Origin of the sequence: Arthrobacter sp. B2a2-09, assembly GCF_027587375.1 — a bacterium.
In the GTDB taxonomy this organism is placed as follows: domain Bacteria; phylum Actinomycetota; class Actinomycetes; order Actinomycetales; family Micrococcaceae; genus Arthrobacter.
Map to the genome: position 1 here is coordinate 107,551 of NZ_JAMXIC010000011.1, position 16,399 is coordinate 123,949.

Annotated in this window: 13 protein-coding genes; 7 read left to right on the forward strand and 6 right to left on the reverse strand. The window is 62.7% G+C overall.

The genetic code is table 11. The features are described from left to right. Nucleotides 1–24: 24 nt before the first annotated feature. Complete coding sequence (locus NFJ07_RS13635; RefSeq protein ID WP_269995094.1) at nucleotides 25–1,110, reverse strand: LacI family DNA-binding transcriptional regulator; 1,086 nt, start codon at nucleotides 1,108–1,110, stop codon at nucleotides 25–27. A gap of 303 nt (nucleotides 1,111–1,413) precedes the next feature. Between NFJ07_RS13635 and NFJ07_RS13640 the strand changes: the two genes are divergently transcribed. From NFJ07_RS13640 to NFJ07_RS13665, 6 genes are all read left to right on the forward strand, one after another. After that, entirely contained in the window at nucleotides 1,414–2,376 is a 963-nt protein-coding gene (locus NFJ07_RS13640) for a carbohydrate ABC transporter permease (RefSeq protein ID WP_269995096.1), read from the forward strand. Further along, nucleotides 2,373–3,191 carry a carbohydrate ABC transporter permease gene (locus NFJ07_RS13645; RefSeq protein ID WP_269995098.1) on the forward strand — a complete coding sequence of 273 codons (819 nt, stop codon included), beginning with the start codon at nucleotides 2,373–2,375 and terminating at the stop codon, nucleotides 3,189–3,191. Before NFJ07_RS13640 ends, NFJ07_RS13645 begins: the two co-directional genes overlap by 4 nt. A gap of 83 nt (nucleotides 3,192–3,274) precedes the next feature. Continuing rightward, nucleotides 3,275–4,540 carry an ABC transporter substrate-binding protein gene (locus NFJ07_RS13650; RefSeq protein ID WP_269995099.1) on the forward strand — a complete coding sequence of 422 codons (1,266 nt, stop codon included), beginning with the start codon at nucleotides 3,275–3,277 and terminating at the stop codon, nucleotides 4,538–4,540. A 96-nt stretch (nucleotides 4,541–4,636) separates the two neighbouring features. Beyond that, nucleotides 4,637–7,009, forward strand: a complete 2,373-nt coding sequence (locus NFJ07_RS13655) for an alpha-L-rhamnosidase-related protein (protein WP_269995100.1) — start codon at nucleotides 4,637–4,639, stop codon at nucleotides 7,007–7,009. A 37-nt stretch (nucleotides 7,010–7,046) separates the two neighbouring features. Then, the gene (locus NFJ07_RS13660) at nucleotides 7,047–9,350 is read left to right on the forward strand and encodes a glycoside hydrolase family 3 N-terminal domain-containing protein (RefSeq protein ID WP_269995102.1); all 2,304 of its coding nucleotides are present in this window, start codon (nucleotides 7,047–7,049) and stop codon (nucleotides 9,348–9,350) included. A gap of 32 nt (nucleotides 9,351–9,382) precedes the next feature. Beyond that, a complete protein-coding gene (locus NFJ07_RS13665; RefSeq protein ID WP_269995103.1) occupies nucleotides 9,383–10,375 on the forward strand; it encodes an acetylxylan esterase in 993 nt (330 codons plus the stop codon). A 565-nt stretch (nucleotides 10,376–10,940) separates the two neighbouring features. Here the strand turns inward: NFJ07_RS13665 and NFJ07_RS13670 are convergent. Continuing rightward, a complete protein-coding gene (locus tag NFJ07_RS13670) occupies nucleotides 10,941–11,252 on the reverse strand; it encodes a LacI family DNA-binding transcriptional regulator (protein WP_269995152.1) in 312 nt (103 codons plus the stop codon). Nucleotides 11,253–11,312: 60 nt separating this feature from the next. On the opposite strand from NFJ07_RS13670, the gene NFJ07_RS13675 reads away from it, so the two are divergent. After that, a complete protein-coding gene (locus NFJ07_RS13675) occupies nucleotides 11,313–11,825 on the forward strand; it encodes a TetR/AcrR family transcriptional regulator (protein ID WP_269995154.1) in 513 nt (170 codons plus the stop codon). A 24-nt stretch (nucleotides 11,826–11,849) separates the two neighbouring features. Here NFJ07_RS13675 and NFJ07_RS13680 read toward each other — a convergent pair whose 3' ends face one another. The 4 genes from NFJ07_RS13680 to NFJ07_RS13695 are packed head-to-tail and all read right to left on the reverse strand — an operon-like array spanning nucleotide 11,850 to nucleotide 16,378. Then, nucleotides 11,850–13,934, reverse strand: a complete 2,085-nt coding sequence (locus NFJ07_RS13680) for a hypothetical protein (RefSeq protein ID WP_269995104.1) — start codon at nucleotides 13,932–13,934, stop codon at nucleotides 11,850–11,852. Next, complete coding sequence (locus tag NFJ07_RS13685) at nucleotides 13,927–15,045, reverse strand: family 43 glycosylhydrolase (protein ID WP_269995106.1); 1,119 nt, start codon at nucleotides 15,043–15,045, stop codon at nucleotides 13,927–13,929. Before NFJ07_RS13685 ends, NFJ07_RS13680 begins: the two co-directional genes overlap by 8 nt. Continuing rightward, a complete protein-coding gene (locus NFJ07_RS13690) occupies nucleotides 15,042–15,473 on the reverse strand; it encodes an RbsD/FucU family protein (protein ID WP_269995108.1) in 432 nt (143 codons plus the stop codon). The genes NFJ07_RS13685 and NFJ07_RS13690 overlap by 4 nt, the downstream gene beginning before the upstream one ends. Beyond that, entirely contained in the window at nucleotides 15,467–16,378 is a 912-nt protein-coding gene (locus tag NFJ07_RS13695; RefSeq protein ID WP_269995110.1) for a ribokinase, read from the reverse strand. Before NFJ07_RS13695 ends, NFJ07_RS13690 begins: the two co-directional genes overlap by 7 nt. Nucleotides 16,379–16,399 lie beyond the last annotated feature (21 nt).

The following is a 16,399-nucleotide window of genomic DNA, read 5'->3' on the forward strand; positions in this document are numbered from 1 at the left end:
CTCGCAGGGCAGCGCTCCATCCGGCTACATCTCCGTAGAGACAGTCGTGGCTCCGTGAGCGGGCGGGAATTCGTTCGACGACTGCATGGGCGCGGCGGTTGTTTTTCGTGCCACAAGGGTTGGCCGCACCACGCTGCTTACTGCCTCGGTACGGCCGCCGATGCGTTCCAAGAGAAGGCGTCCTGCGGCTGCGCCCATGTCGAGGCCTGACTGGTCGATTGTGGTGATCGAGATTGGCGCGAGCGAAGTGGTGAAGATGTTGTCGAAGCCGGCCACCGAGAGTTCCTCGGGAACACGGATGCCTGCGTTCCACATGGTTGTCAGGACTCCGAAGGCGGCTACGTCGCAGCCGGCGAAGACCGCCGTGGGCCTTTTTGCTCGGGACAGGATCAACCGTCCCGATTGTTCGCCGCCCTCCTGGCTCCATTGCGACTGAATGATGTCGATCGCGTCGCCGAGTCCGTGACGGATCATCGCGTCAACATACCCGCGCACGCGCACTTCCTCAGGGAGCCGTGCGTCATTCGTTCCTTCCGTCGTGTGATTGACATAGGTGATCTGCCGGTGCCCGAGCGATACGAGATGATCCACAACAAGGTTCGCACCGGCAAAGTCGTCTGCGGCAACCGAGTCAAAGTCCGGGCTGGCCCCGTGGCGGCCGAGCACGACAACCGGGATGTTCCTGGCCATCGTCTCCAGCTCGGAGTCCGTTCCAAGTGGGGAAATCAGAACGATCCCGTCCATTCCCCGGTCGATCAGGTCTTCGACCATCCGGTCCTGGGCATTCTTGCCCGAGCCTGCGGGGGCGACCAGCAGCCGGTATTTCTGCCGTTCGCACTCTCTCCTGATGCCTTCGACCAGAAGCGATGAAAACTCGTTGTGCAGATCCGCGACGACCACGGCCACGGTGTGGGTTCGTCCACGCATGCCCCGGGCGGAGGCCAGAGGCCGATACCCGAGGGCCTGCATGGAAGCCTGCACCTTCGCTTTCATCTCGGAGCTGACACCGTAGGCATTACGGAGCACCTTGGATGCAGCAGCGGTGGAAACGCCTGCGTGGGTCGCGACGTCGACAATCGTGGGTCGCTTGTTGACGGATCCCTTGTTCATCGCGCCTCCTTCGGCTGCATTCATGCTGGACATCCCTTCTTACCGCATCTGAAGCCTGGACCTCTTGGCAGATCAGCACTTTGTGATCTACGCTATAGAAAGTGTATAACGTACTACACGATTTGAGATCATTTCTCTGCCAATCAAAGTAGAACGTACTACTTCAATTTTACAGAACCGGACAACCCTCTGGACAGCGAAAAGCCTCCCCAGTAGTCCATCTCTTCGATGAAACGATTCAGATGGATAGGGTTTCACCTCCGCAAAAGCGGAGTCGTCCCCGACGAAGAGAATGGAAATGCGATGACGCAACGTGAACTCGCAGACCCCCGCACAGGGGTGCCTGGACGTTCCACGACACCGAGGGCGCGGCCAGCGCAAACGCGCAGGCGGCGGGCGGGCGCCGGCGCGAGGGCGCCGTGGTGGTTCCTTCTGCCCGCGCTGGCGGTCTTCACCCTGATCGTCGTGATCCCTAGCTGGCGGGGAGCCTTCTATGCCCTGACCAACTGGGACGGCTTGTCGCCGCAGTTCGACTTCGTCGGGTTCGACAACTTCGTCCGGGTGTTCAAGGATTCCGCGGCCGGTGCGTCGATCCTGAACACGACACTGTATGCCATCGGCGTCATGGTGGTCCAGAACTTCATCGGCCTGCTTCTGGCGTTGGGAGTGAACTCCGCAATCCGGAGCCGCAACTGGCTGCGCGTGCTGTTTTTCGCCCCGGCCGTCGTGACGCCGCTGGTTGTGGCCAACTTGTGGCAATACATCCTCGCCCCGGACGGTGCATTGAACACGGCACTGCGGGCTGTCGGCCTGGATTTCCTGGCCCAGGACTGGCTGGGCAACGCCCAGCTGGCGTTGCCGGCGATCATCTCAGTGGTGGTGTGGCAGTTCGCCGGCTATTCGATGGTGATTTTCCTGGCGGGCCTGCAGAGCATTCCCGAGGACGTTTACGAGGCGGCAAGCCTGGACGGCGCCGGGTCCTTCAAGACCTTCTGGAACATCACCCGGCCGTTGCTGGCGCCTTCGATGACCATCAACCTGATGCTGTCCCTCATCGGCGGCCTGAAGCTTTTCGATCAGGTGTTGATCATGACCCAGGGCGGGCCCGGCAGCGCGACCGAGAGCCTCAGCACGATCGCTTACAAGGACGCTTTCCAGTTCCAGCTCTTCGGGTACAGCACCGCCCTGACCCTCGTTCTGACCGCCTTCGTCGCGGTTGCCTCCCTCATCCAGTTCACCCTGCTCCGCCGAGGAGAAGACAAATGAAGCGCTACACCCTCAAAACGGGCGCCCTTGAGGTAGTCATGATCCTCGTCGCCCTCCTCTTCGCCGCCCCCGTCTACGTGCTGATCAACACAGCACTCAATTCCGGTGGTGTCACGGCGTCCCTCGCCCCTGTCGCCACCCCCTCCTTCGACAACTTCGCCACCGCATGGGTCAGCGGAGGCCTCGGTCCGGCGATGATCAACAACATCGTCATCACTGTCGTATCCGTCTTCCTGATCGTAGTGATCAGCGCCTCCGCAGCCTACCCCCTGGCACGGATCACCCGGAGGTGGTCCAAGCTTGCATTCGCGTTCTTCCTCGGCGGGCTGCTGATCCCGGGACTGCTGGCACTGATCCCGCTCTACACCACCTTCCGTGACCTCCACCTCATCGGGTCGATCTGGGGCCTTGTCATCATCTATGTCGGCGCCCAGATGCCTTTCTCGATCTTTCTCTACACGCAGTTCCTGCGGTCCCTGCCGCTTGACTTCGAGGAAGCGGCCACCCTCGACGGCGGCAGTCCGTTCCGGGTGTTCTGGCAGGTCGTGTTCCCGCTGATGCGGCCCATCACCGGCACCGTCGTCATCCTCAACACGATCACGGTGTGGAACGACTTCTTCACCCCGCTGCTGTACCTGTCAGGCAGCGGAACCAACACCATCCCGATCGCCATTTACTCGTTCACAGGACAGTACGTGAACCAATGGGGCACCATCTTCGCCGCGCTCATCATCGGCGTGACCCCACTCCTGATCTTCTACTTCCTCCTGCAGCGAAGCATCATCAAGGGCTTCGCAGGAGGGCTGAAGGGTTGAGCGGACGACGCACCCTACGTCCCCGCCCGGCCGGCTCCACCCATCCCCCAGTCACTTCAACCCACGCGCTTCAAGGGAGAACCATGCGTCACAAGAAAGTCATCACAGCCATCGGCGCGATAGCCGCCGTCGGCATCGCCCTCACAGGATGTTCCTCGAACGCTCCGGCGGCATCCAGCCCCGGGACGGTCACGGTCGCCCGGCTGTCCGGCTCGGACGACAAGTGGAAGGCAATCGCCGACAAGTTCCACGAACTCAACCCGAGCCTGACCGTCGAATACACGATCATCCCGACGGATAGCTACAACCAGCAGATGGGCACACGCCTCGCCGCAGGTACCGCCACGGACGTCCTGAACGTCTTCCCCGGCAGCGGCAACGCCACCGCGGTGCGGACCCTGGCCAAGAACGGCTATCTCGCGGACCTGTCCGGCGAAAGCTGGGCAGCCACCCAACCCGACTCCACCACCTCCGCAACCGCCTACCAGGGCAAGAGGTACATGTTCACGGACGTGGCCACCGCCAACACCCTGGGCGGCGTCTACAACACCAAAGCCCTGCAGGACGCGGGCCTGAAGATCCCCACGACCTACTCCGAAGTCCTGGGGTTCTGCACCGCCGCGCAGAAGGCAGGCAAGGTCGCCTACGCTCTGGGCGCACAGACGCAGTGGGTCACTCAGCTGGTCACCTATGCGCTGGTCTCCACGGATGTCTACGCCAAGGACCCGGACTTCAACCAGAAGCAGCTCAACAAACAAACGACCTTCCAGGACAGCAACTGGCTCGACGCCATGACCAAGTACAAGGAAATGTTCGACAAGGGCTGCTTCAACAAGGACGCCCTGGGGACCTCGGTGGACAACCAGACCGCCATGGTCGCTGACGGCCGGGCACTCGGAGCCATCCAGATCTCGACCATGGCCAACTCCATGAAGAAGGCCAACCCGGCGCTGAACATCGAGCTCGCACCGATCCCGGCCACCGACAACACAGCCGACACCCGCCTTGCCTTCGGACTGGGCGTGGGCTGGGGCGTCAATGCCAAGGCCAAGAACGCCGACGGAGCGAAAAAGTTCGTCGCATTCCTCGCGAGCAAGGACGGAAGCGCCATGAACGCCGACAAGTACGGTGTAGCCCCCAACGGCACGGTCGAGGCCAACGATATAAACAAGCTCGAGATCCCCTTCGTCAAGGACGGAAAGACGGCGTCGTTCCCGGACGTTGACTGGCCCTCACCCCAGGTCCAGAACCTGCACCTGACCGGCATTCAGGAAATGCTTGGCGGCAAGAAGACCCCAACGGAAGTCCTGACCTCGATGCAGGACGCCTTCACCGCAGCACTGAAGTAGAGCCAAAACGCGGGGGCGGCGTTCATCGTCGATGAACGCCGCCCCCGCGTTTCAACTGCTCCCTCCACCGACAACACCGTGATGAGTCTGTAGGCAATGAAGAGTTTCGAATTGGTTCAAGTAGAGCACGGCATGGCAAGCCCGGATCTGGATGGTCCCTGGTTCGGGCTTCCCGCGGAAGCCGCTGCACCCTGTGACGGTGTGGCCTCTTCCATGCGGTTTCGTGCCAAAATCCGCATCGACTCGGTCACTGAAGCCCCGGCCCTGCTGCGGATCACCGCAGACTCCCGCTACCGGCTGACCGTCAACGGCGATTTGATCGCCGCCGGGCCCGCAAAACCCTCCGGGGCAACGTGGTTCGTCGACACGGTTGATGTCACCCCCAACCTTTCGCCTGGGGAGAACGTCATTGGAATCGACGTGTTGTCCTACTCGACCTCTGCTCTCGGGAACGCCTCCATTCCACGCACGGGCAGGCCAGGCCTTCTGGTCAGGGGAACGATCGCGGATGTCGATCTGTCCACCCCAACGGCATGGAAGTGCGTGCCCTTAGCCGGACGTCATTTTCATCAGGGCCGCAACACGGTCTTCCTCGGTATTCAGGAAACTGTTGACGGCGAGGCGAGCGAGCATGACTGGACGGACCCCGAATTCGACGATTCGACTTGGCACACTCCACTCCTAGACAGCCAGGAACCGTTCAGTACTGTTCCCCGGCCGACTCTCGCGAATCGGTCGATCCCGAATCTGACGCTCGACCCTGTGCCAATCGCAGCCATCGCCACAACCTCGAACCCGGCAATCGATTGGGCCGCTCTCCTACGCGCGGAAGCCGTCGAGATTCCACCCGGCACTGACGTCAGTGTCGATCTCGATGCCGGATCCCTGGTGACCGCATTCTTGGCAATAGCAGTCGAGGCCGGCCGCGGTGCACGTCTCGAAATCACTGCAGCCGAGTGCTATGAGCAACCCCCAACAGAGGTTCCTTGGCTGCGGCTCAAAGGTGACCGCTCGGATCACATTAACGGCGACTTGTACGGCGACCCGGACAGCTACACCCTCTCCGGCACCGGGACCCCGGAACGCCCCGAACGGTACTCCCCCTACTGGTTCAGAACCTTCCGATACCTTCGGCTCCGCATCACTACCACCGAGGCGGCCGTACGGGTCCATCCGCTGACCCTCACCCAAACCCACTACCCCCTGGAAATCAGCGGCTCCTTTTCCTCTTCATCCGATCGCGACCGGAGACTTTGGGATGTCAGTGTCCGTACGCTGCTCAACTGCATGCATGAGACGTTCGAGGACTGTCCCTTCTACGAACAGCTCCAGTACGCCATGGACACCCGCTCGGAAGCGCTCTTCTCCCTGCACCTGTCCTCCGACGACCGCCTGATCAGACGGGCCATCGAAGACTTCGCCGCCTCAGGAGACCCCATGGGTCTGACTGAAAGCCGCTCGCCAAGCGTCGAACCGCAATTCATCCCCGGCTTCTCGCTCTACTGGATCAGGATGATTTCCGACCACGTCGACCATGTCGGCGATCCATCCTTCACCGAACGGTTTATTGGCAGGATAGACGCGGTGCTGGGGTACTTCGCTGACCGGCTCTCTCCCGACGGCTTCGTCATCTCTCCGGAAGATGACGGAGCGGTATGGAACTTTGTCGACTGGACAGATGCATGGCGCCAGTCCAGGGGCGTTCCGGAGCTCGGACCTCGCCGGGCCAACACCATCCTCACCTTCATGTACATCGCCGCCCTAAGGGTGGCAGGGTCCATCGCGCGATTCTGCGACAGGAAGGGGCTGTCCCAGGAATACCTCTCCCGGGCAGACGTCATCGCAGACCGCATCATCTCCGGTCCGGCCTGGGACGAGGCGACGGGCTACTTCCGCGACACCGATCGTGGACGTCCCCAGAGCGTTCACGCCCAGGTATGGGCCGTGCTCTCGGGCGCGGTGGACGGCGCCGACGCTGCCGACCTTCTCCGCCGCGCGACGACCGACGCGGGCCTCGCCCCCTGCTCATACGCGACGACACTCGATCTCTTCGACGCGCTGCGCCGTGCAGGAGCCGACGACCGCATCGACTGGAAGCCATGGGAAGACATGCTGGAGATGAACCTCACCACCTGGGCCGAAGACAACGTCAGCCTCCGCAGCGACTGCCACGCGTGGGGAAGCGTGCCCCTACAGCATTTCCCCCGCTACATCCTCGGCGTCGGCCCTACATCGCCGGGATTCACAACCGCCACCATTGACCCTGCGCCAAGCAACCTCGACTGGGCCGAGGGCACCGTCCCCACCCCCTACGGGCCCATCACCGTGCATTGGACGCGCAAAAGCGGCAACCAACGCACCGTGACGGCGACTGCCCCAAGTGCCGTGCGATTGAAGCCCGCCGATAAAGCCTTCGACATCGCCGAACATGTCGAAAGCCACCAACGGACACTCACCTTCACGCTCTGACAACCTGCCGCGCAGCCCTCAAGAAACGAGAACCCACATGAACGCCCCGCAGAGCGAACTCCGCACCGCCCCGTACACCAACCCGGCACTGCCCATCCCCGAACGAGTCGAAGACCTCCTGAGCAGCATGACACTCGAGGAAAAAGTGGGACAGATGCTTCAGCTCGACGCCCGCGGCGACCTCGAGGACCTGGTGCTCGGAAAACTTGCAGGATCGCTCCTTCACGCCTCACCCGAACGCATCGTCGAAGCGCGCAAGCTCGTGCTGACCACCCGTTTGCAGATCCCCCTGCTCATGGCCGATGACTGTATCCACGGACACTCGTTCTGGCCCGGAGCTACCATCTTTCCCACGCAGCTGGGCATGGCAAGCACCTGGGATCCGGCCCTGGTGGAACAAGGTGCCCGTGCCACCGCCGTCGAGGTCGCCTCCACCGGACTGCACTGGACGTTCTCGCCCGTGCTCTGCATCAGCCGTGACCTGCGGTGGGGCCGCGTCAATGAGACGTTCGGCGAAGACCCGCACCTCATCGGAGCCCTCGGAAAAGCGATGATCCGCGGATACCAAGGAGACGGACTCACGGACCCCACCGCCATCCTCGCCACCGCGAAGCACTTCGCCGGCTACTCCGAAACCCAAGGCGGCCGCGACGCCAGTGAAGCCGACATCAGCCGCCGGAAACTACGCTCGTGGTTCCTTCCCCCGTTCCAGGAAGCAGTCGAAGCAGGGTGCCGCACGTTCATGCTCGGCTACCAGGCCATCGACGGCATTCCCGTGACGGCCAACAAGTGGCTGCTCAACGACGTCCTGAAAGAGGAGTGGGGATTCACCGGCACCCTGGTCACCGACTGGGACAACGTCGGCCGCATGGTCTGGGAACAGAAAGTCTGCGAAGACCACGTCCACGCCGCAACCGTCGCCGTCGAAGCGGGCAACGACCTGGTCATGACAACGCCACAGTTCTTCGAAGGAGCCCAGGAAGCCGTCAAGCGGGGTGATCTCGACGAGAGCCTCATCGACGACGCCGTCCGGCGTCTGCTCACCCTGAAATTCGAGCTCGGACTCTTCGAGGATCCGCGCATCCCGGACGCGACCCAGCAGGCCAAAGTCATCGGCTCCGCAGAGCACGCCACCATCAACCTGGAAATGGCCCGCCGGTCCCTCGTCTTGCTCAGCAACGACGGCACCCTCCCTCTCGACGGTGGCCTGAACGCTTCGGACACAGGCAGAGCCGAAGCAACCGGCGCCCCAATGACCATTGCGGTGATCGGCCCCAACGCAAACGACCCCCATGCACAACTCGGCGACTGGGCCGGCGCTTCCGGACAAATAAATTGGCTTCCCGACGGTCACCCACGGCACCTGACTTCAACCGTCCTCGATGGATTCCGTGCCGTCGCACCGGCGAACTGGACGGTCACCCACGCCAGAGGAGCCAACATCGGGCACCTGGTGCCGGACCCCGCCGGAGCCACGTACGCCGACGGGCAGCCACGGCCACCAATGTTCCTCGCGGCAGGCACGGACGAGGCCATGCTCCAGGACGCCGTCAACACCGCCCGGAACGCCGACTACGTCGTCGCCGTCATCGGTGACACCGTAGCCCTGGCCGGCGAAACCAAATCAACAGCGACACTCGAACTCCAAGGCGGCCAGATCGAACTAGTCGAACGCCTCCTCGAAACCGGAGTCCCCGTCATCGTCGTCCTCATCCAGTCCAAACCCTCGGTCCTGCCCCAGGCCGTCCTGAACGCCGCCGCCATCATCGAAGCCTTCAACCCCGGCATGAAAGGCGGGCAAGCGGTCGCGGAACTCATCCTGGGACTGATCGAACCGACCGGTAGGCTGCCCATCTCCTTCGCACGCCACGCCGGCCAACTCCCGATCTACTACAACCAGATCCGCGGCCAACACGGAGACCGCTACGCAGACCTCTCACAGGACCCGCTCTTCGCATTCGGCGAAGGACTCAGCTACACGACGGTCGATTACACCAACCTCCGCATCCTTTCGGAAAACATCACAGCGGACGGGCAAGTGCAGGCCACGGTCACGCTCACCAACACCGGAATCCGACCTGCCCTCGAGACAGTCCAGGTCTACGTTGCCGACATCGTGACAAGCGTGACCTGGGCAGAACGCGAACTGAAATCCTTCACCCAAGTCCAGATAATGCCCGGACAGTCGGTGGAAGTGGACCTGTCCGTTCCCGCGCGGTCATGCTCCCTCGTGGATCAGCACGGCCACCGCATCGTCGAACCAGGAGCTTTCGACCTGCTCGTCGGCCGACACTCCCGCGACCCGCTGATACTCTCGGCACAATTCCGAATCACGGCCTAGCCGCCGACCCATTCTTCAGAAGGAGCACGCCAATGGCCTTGTTCGACCTGCCCGAGACTGAACTACGCAGGTACATGGGTTCCGGGACAGAACCTCCGGATTTCGACGCGTTCTGGCACCGGACCATCACGGAAGCCCGACAGTTCGACTGGACCCCCCAAATCACGCCCGTGGACACAAACCTCACCACGGTGGACGTCTTCGACATACGGTTCCCGGGTTTCGGAGGCCAATCGATAGCCGCCTGGCTCAGGGTTCCACACGGAGCCACCGAGCCCCTGCCCACGGTCGTGGAATTCGTCGGGTACGGCGGAGGCCGGGGATACCCCGAGGAGTCATTACTCTGGGCATCCAGCGGATTCGCGCACTTCCAAATGGACACGCGAGGACAGGGATCCGTGTGGTCAGTCGGCAACACCGGCGACGAGGGAACCACCGGCCCCGCACACCCAGGTGTCATGACACGAGGCATTCTCGATCGCGAGGACTACTACTACCGGCGCCTCATAACTGACGCCGTACGCGCCGTCGACGCAGCGCGGACACTTCCTCAGGTCGATCCTGCCCGCGTCAGCATCGCTGGCCATAGCCAGGGAGGTGGTCTCGCTCTGGCTGTGGCGGGACTCGTTCCCGATGTCGCCGCAACCGCAGCACTAGTGCCCTTCCTCTGCGATTTCTCCCGTGCAATTCATATCACCGACCAACAGCCATACTCCGAAGTTGCTAGCTTCCTCAAGGTTCACCGCGATTCCGTTATGACAGTAATGAACACCTTGGCCAACTTCGACGCCGTGTTCTTCGTGCGCCGGGCCAGCGCCCCGCTTTACGTCTCGACCGCGTTGATGGACATCACGTGTCCCCCCTCCACCGTGTACGCGGCATTCAACAACTACGCAACCCTGGACAAGCGGATTCAAGTGTGGCCCTTTAACGGCCACGAAGGCGGAGGAATCATCGACTGGCGGAACGCGGTATCCCACGTCCGTGTGCATGCTCGATTGGACCCGCGCGTAATCACCCATTAAGCGGAAGCGTTCCGGGGGCTTCCGCCTTATATGTCCTGCGTGCTGGTCATAGACGCGTTCACAATTCATTTCCTGCGGTTCTGCAACCGGACCGACATTGACCCCAGCCGTGGACCGCTCAAGTCACCTAGTTGGCAGGGAGCAAAGGCTGGTCCAGACGTGGGCGGGTTGACGGAAGATCGATTATCTGGCGATTTTCAATTAGTGAGGGAAGCGGGGTCTAACGCCACCAGCTGCGGGGACATGGGGCGAACCTGTTGGCAAATGTGCGCCGCGGAAGACCGGTGACAGATTGCCCCGGAAGACGCATTCATGGGTCAGTTTCCGCTCCTGTGCTTGCGAGTTCACCTAGTCTGGGCTCGGACGAGGGACGGATCCCGGGAATCGATCATGCGTCGTCCCATGCCGCCGTCAACCCAGATCCAGAAGCAGAATTTGTCGGGCATGACCGCGTCCACGATGCCACTCAGGGCTTCTGGGCCCACGCGGAGGCTAAGGCGGATCCCTCGCTGCATTATCTCCGAGTCTAGGCCCGAATTTTCCGGATCTGAGTAAGTGTGAGCGCCTACATCGTTGGCGCCGTCCAACGTGCCCTTCTTGGTGCCCGGGACAGGATTCGACACAGTTTCTCGCTTCGGATCAGGAACGCTCGACCTGGCCTCCGTAGTGCCCGGGGAGACGGACCGGGCTGAAAAGCCAGTTCTTGGATGACCCTCTGGACCCGCTTTTGGGTTCCCGCTGCGACTAAGTCCGGATAGTGGATGACATTAGAGACGGTAGCGACGGATACACCTGCCGCAAGCGCAACATCGCGCCTTCTCCGGCCCGGCACAGGAACCTGCCTCGGCTCAGCCTCAGGGCCACTGACGTTGTCCATCTGCTTCACGGCTGGTTTTTCTCTTCTCGTTCAACCGATTGATTCCCTGACGTGCCCTCGATGGAGGACATTGCGGGCGAGGCGAGGGTCGGACGCAAAAGCCTGTACCGCCATTTCGCGAACAAAGCCGACTTGGTATGGGGCGGAATGGGGCCGGTCATAGCGGCCTCAGGTACCGCGTTCGAGTCAGCCCCGGCCCCGCCCATGTCCCGTCGCGAGACTTTGGACGGACTCCGCGAAGCTGTGCTTGCCGGCGTTGCCGCTCTCCCGGACCTCGGCGTCACCCGGGGCAGGCTTCGTCTGATCGCTGAGCACCCGGAGTTGATGAGCCGAAGCCAGGATTTTTTGGGAACCCGTCGTGAGCAGACCCGCGCCTACCTCACAGCCCGGGGCATTCCCGAAGACACCGCACAGTACCTGTGCGCTGCCCTCATCGGAGCGACCTTCGAAGCCTGGCTGCGGTGGGCAACCAGCGAAGACTCCGATCCCACCCCCTACATTTGGGCAGCACTGGCAGTGCTGACCCTGGGTGACCTAGACCTAGCCTTGCCAGTGTGGCGGGGCGCGGGCTGACTCGTTAGCCATTCCGGGGTGGTGTCAGCTGACGACCACCCGGACCCGGGCAACGTTCTGGACGCGCCCGAATGGCGTGCCAGCGTTTGCGTCGCGTTGTGAAGTGACCCGAACGGCAGGGAAATAAGTGCCTGGCCTTGCAAACGAACACGTCCGGTACGTGTCCACCCCCGAAGCGGGCGCAAGAGCTTCCGTATGAGGAAAGTGCCCATTTCCGTCCATATCCCACTCGATGGCGGTGATGCTGCCGGACTGTGCCGGCAGCTCAACGGCAACAATGAGGGTGACCTCTTCGCCGATGGCTACGTCAGCGCGCGTCTGGCCGTCAATGAGAAGGGAGAGCACGGGCTGCGGGCCGCCCCGTTGTGCCGCCGTCGGGGGGACAACCACTTGGCCGTCGATGACCTCGTAGCTCGTGGACGCCAGCGGTTCCACCCCCTGCTCAACCCAGGCACTGAGATCGAGCAGTGCCTGCTCAAGGACACCGAGGTAGCTGACGGTATGGGTGGGTCTCTCCTGCGCCTCGCTGTCGCCGTGCAGGGCATTGTCCACGTACCACAGGCGGAACCTGTCTGCCGCTTGCTCCCCGAACTGCTCTTGCACTTTGGTCCGGTACCAATCGGCCTGCCAAGGAAATGACTCGCGGTCCAGCAGGCACTCGACAACGATCATCTTCCCGCCGAAACAGCCGTTCTGCACCGTCCCGGCGGTTGCAGCTGCGAAGAGCGGCCCCAGAAGCATGGGCCGCTGCGGGTATCTGGGCGATCCATCGGGGTTCCGGAACTGGTCCCAAACCGGATAGTCCGCGCCAGGCATCTGGTGCCGGTGGTAGGTCTGGGAAGCCAGGAACCCGCTGTTGTCCACCTGCACCAAATCGCCGGCCCGGAGCTGCCGGAGGACCGCGGTGTCGACTGGTCCGAAGACGGCGAGATCATCCGCCACGGTCAGCAATGCAATCCGGGCGCCCTTCGCCGCGCCTGACGCGACCAGTAACTCCGCGCCGAGGAGTTCCTTCCCGGGACCGCCCTCCAGCCGGACTGCGACAGGAACCTCATTGCCGCCCGCTGATCCAACCCAGGCATCATCCACACCGCCCTGGGACTGCCCCGCCAGAGGCTGAACCACCTGACCCTGCGCCGCCAGATCTGCTGCGGTTAGCAGGGCACCGATCCTGCACCGGTGCTGTACCCGGTCACGAATCAGTGAAGGGGGCGGTTCGAATCCGAGATAACCAGGTTGTGTCCAGAAATCCTCGAAGTAGCCCGGGTCCGCCATGGCCACCCCGGCGTATAGGGCTGAAAAGCCGTGCATTCCCATGGTGCGGTGACCAAACCAGGAACGGGGCGGGAATCCCATCCGGGTGACCTCAAGAAGCGCTTCCCGCTCCTCCGGATCCAGTCCATCGAACATGTCGCCGCTGCCGCCCGGCTCCGCGGCATCCACTACCTGGTCCAGAACGTCCCGAAGGATACGCTGGGCGTGCATGCGGATCGTGAAAACATTGGGAATGGCCATCGGGGAGCCGATCACGTACGGCACGACGCCGTCCCAGACCCCGGCGGTGTTCTCTGCACCGCCGATCGTGCGGAACCCGCCGCCGCTTCCCCCGAAGGCGTAGCCGTAGGGACGGTGGTCCCCGAAAGCCTGTGCTGCCAGAACCCTTGAATGCTGGGCGGCGGCCGCGTTGGCGCGGTAGGCAGCGATGGTGGGATCAACCCCGGTCCCTGGTTTGCCGGCAGTTCCACCGCCGTTGGTTTCGAGGAAGTAGGCGCCGCTGGCGATGGCGAAGGCAATCTTGTTGTGTGGTCCGGCGTCCAGCTGCGCCAGGTTCTCGCTGTCGGGCACTGGTGTGACGTGTTGGAAGAACCGCCCCTGGTACTGGTCCGCCGGGGGCAGGTAGACGGAGAACCGGGTGTCGGTGCCACCAAATCCCCCGTGCAGGTAGCGGTGGCGAACGGGGGTGTCGCGCCATTCGTCGACGTCGACGTAGGGATCATTGAAGAACCAGTCAATGTCGTGGTTGTTCCCGCCCGGACCAGGGTGGGTGTGAGTATCGGTTGCGCTGGCCGGAGCTGTTATGTGGATGGGGTTGTTAGCAGCCTCAGTCATAGTCCTCAACCCGCCATTCGTCGTGCCAATCGATAACGGGGTGCTCATCGGCAAAGCGGATAGGGAGCCACACGTAGTCGGCGATCGCGGTGTTCTCGCCCAGTCCTGCGGCCATCGCCGCCCGGCCATCGCCGGCATCCGACAGCGAGCCACCGCTGGAGCTGCCGCCGTTTGCTTTCGTTGGTGACGCGTCCGGAATCCTGCGATCCTGCGTCATTGACGCCACGACGTCGTAGACGTTTGGCATGTTCTCCGGCAGCTGGGGCAGCCATCGGTCGGCGAGGGCAATGTAGAGGTCCTTTTTGTGTGGATGCTTGAACACACAGCTGATCTGCGACCGGAACGACGTCCGGGAGGGGTCGTCAGGATGTGGGTCGCCGAGAACGGTCCAGGGACCGTGATAGGCAGGCGCCGATGCCACTTCGGAGAAGTTCGGGAAGTACCCGGTGGAGCCGGAAGTGACAAGGTAGTGCACCCCGTGCCGTTCGAAATGGGCGGGTGCCTCCCTGGTAAATGGCGGGCCGGGGTGCGGGAAGTGGGTGGAGAATTCCCCCGTAACGTCGGTGTAGTCGTCCGTCAGCTCTGCGCAGATCAGCTCGGTGTGGACCTTCTCGAAGTAGTAGTACGCCTTCTTGGTGACGGGGTCGATGACGAGATCGAAGTCGCCGGCGCTCATGCCGAGCGGTTCGAGGCCGGCCCGCACGATCTCGTAGGGCCCCAGGACCGAATCGGCGGTGAGCACCGTGGAGCGCTGCGCGCCGTGGCTCCCCTCCCCCATCAACTTGAGCCAGCAGACATACTTGCCGGTGGCCTCATTGAAAAGGATGTGCGGACGGTCCATCTTCTGTGCCGGATGCAGCGGCGACGACGGGTCATCGAGTACCGGCGGGATGATCAACCCGCGGTCATCCCAGTTATAAAGGTCGGTTGAGGAGTAGGCGCGGACACCCCAGTGCCGGTTGCCGCTGCCAGGAGTGGTCTTCTCCTTGTTCTCGCCATACCAGTAGAAGACTCCGTCTTCGTAGTGGATGGAGCCGCCGTGGGCCTGGATGCGGTTGCCGGAGGTGTCCAGCCAGGTTTGGCCGGGACGGTTGGATAAGCGCGCTGTCATGAGCGAACGACTCCTTTGACCAGGATGAAGCACGAGTATGGGCGGGCGTCGCTCGTGATGACGGTAGCGAAGGAGGAACGGGCGAGATCGTAAAATTTGGTTCGCGGGACACGGGCGAGCTCCACCGGCCTGTTCTCGGCCCTGCTGATCAATTGCGTGGCGGACCGGTGTGATTCATACGCCTCTTCAGCCCCTTCGTCGGGGACCATGGCGAACGCCTCGGGAGAAACAAAATCGTCCACGGGAAACAACTGAAGAAGGCTTTCGATGAAGGTCGTGGTGTCGACGCCGAGGGCTTCGAGGGTTCGGGACGGGCCTGAGTGGGCGGGGTAGTTGCGGTCCGCGATGACCAACTGGTCTCCGTGGCCCATGGCTGCGATGGCCCAGAGAAGGTCGGGACCAATTACCGGGGGGATAGTTTTCAGCACGTTGATCCTCGGGATGTGGCGTGGGCGGGGATGACTTCGCGGGCTCCCTGCCAAGTAACGGCGCGGGCACCAGCGGCATTGGCGCTCGTTGCTGCCCTTTCCAGCTGGTCCCCCAGAGCCAGGCGTGCCGCGAGGGTACCCACGAAGACATCACCTGCCCCGGTGGTGTCCACAACGCGTGCTGACTCACCCGGGACAAGGTATTGCTTGTTGGCATCGAAGACGATGCACCCTTTCGCGCCGAGTGTCACAACCACCGACCGCGCCCCTGAAACTCTCCTGACAGCCTCAGCAAGGATTGTTGGGTCCTGAACAAAGGGGTCAATACCAGCGATGTCCCGGGCCTCGTGTTCGTTCACCACCAAAGGGTCACAGGCGCTGTAGGTCTCCCTGGTCAGCGGGATGACCGGTGCTGCATTCAACACCAGCCGGGCACCGTTGCCGGACGCCAGCTCCGCCGCCGCGTCAGCGCCCGCAGAACCTATTTCCGTCTGCACAATGACAACATCGGATGCGGACAGTGCGGGTTGCAGCTGCCCAAGCAGCGTCCCGTCCACTGCATGGTTGGCGCCCGGAACGACGACAATCGAGTTTTCTCCGTCCGGAGTGACGTGCACGTACGCCGTGCCTGTGCGTGCGTCCTCCAGCGTGGCGACCAAATCTGTCTCTACACCAGCGACTGTTAGCGCCTGAAGGGCCCGGTTGCCTGCTCCATCGGCACCCACGGCACCCACCATCCGGACTTCAACGCCGGCGGCGGCCGCTGCTGCTGCTGCTTGGTTTGCACCTTTACCACCCTGGCCCAAAGTCACCTCTGAGCCGAGCACGGTTTCCCCAGCCGCGGGACGCCGCTCCAACGGAATGATCACGTCTTCGTTTATCGAGCCAAATACTAAAATCGCCATGAAACTTTTTCTCCCTGCCGT

Excerpts from the sequence above, each read along its gene's own strand:
- NFJ07_RS13640 (WP_269995096.1), top strand. The coding sequence starts at position 1,414 with ATGACGCAACGTGAACTCGCAGACCCCCGCACAGGGGTGCCTGGACGT.
- NFJ07_RS13655 (WP_269995100.1), top strand. The coding sequence starts at position 4,637 with ATGAAGAGTTTCGAATTGGTTCAAGTAGAGCACGGCATGGCAAGCCCG.
- NFJ07_RS13660 (WP_269995102.1), top strand. The coding sequence starts at position 7,047 with ATGAACGCCCCGCAGAGCGAACTCCGCACCGCCCCGTACACCAACCCG.
- NFJ07_RS13635 (WP_269995094.1), bottom strand. The coding sequence starts at position 1,110 with ATGAACAAGGGATCCGTCAACAAGCGACCCACGATTGTCGACGTCGCG.
- NFJ07_RS13675 (WP_269995154.1), top strand. The coding sequence starts at position 11,313 with ATGGAGGACATTGCGGGCGAGGCGAGGGTCGGACGCAAAAGCCTGTAC.
- NFJ07_RS13670 (WP_269995152.1), bottom strand. The coding sequence starts at position 11,252 with ATGGACAACGTCAGTGGCCCTGAGGCTGAGCCGAGGCAGGTTCCTGTG.
- NFJ07_RS13695 (WP_269995110.1), bottom strand. The coding sequence starts at position 16,378 with ATGGCGATTTTAGTATTTGGCTCGATAAACGAAGACGTGATCATTCCG.
- NFJ07_RS13645 (WP_269995098.1), top strand. The coding sequence starts at position 2,373 with ATGAAGCGCTACACCCTCAAAACGGGCGCCCTTGAGGTAGTCATGATC.
- NFJ07_RS13665 (WP_269995103.1), top strand. The coding sequence starts at position 9,383 with ATGGCCTTGTTCGACCTGCCCGAGACTGAACTACGCAGGTACATGGGT.
- NFJ07_RS13685 (WP_269995106.1), bottom strand. The coding sequence starts at position 15,045 with ATGACAGCGCGCTTATCCAACCGTCCCGGCCAAACCTGGCTGGACACC.
- NFJ07_RS13680 (WP_269995104.1), bottom strand. The coding sequence starts at position 13,934 with ATGACTGAGGCTGCTAACAACCCCATCCACATAACAGCTCCGGCCAGC.
- NFJ07_RS13650 (WP_269995099.1), top strand. The coding sequence starts at position 3,275 with ATGCGTCACAAGAAAGTCATCACAGCCATCGGCGCGATAGCCGCCGTC.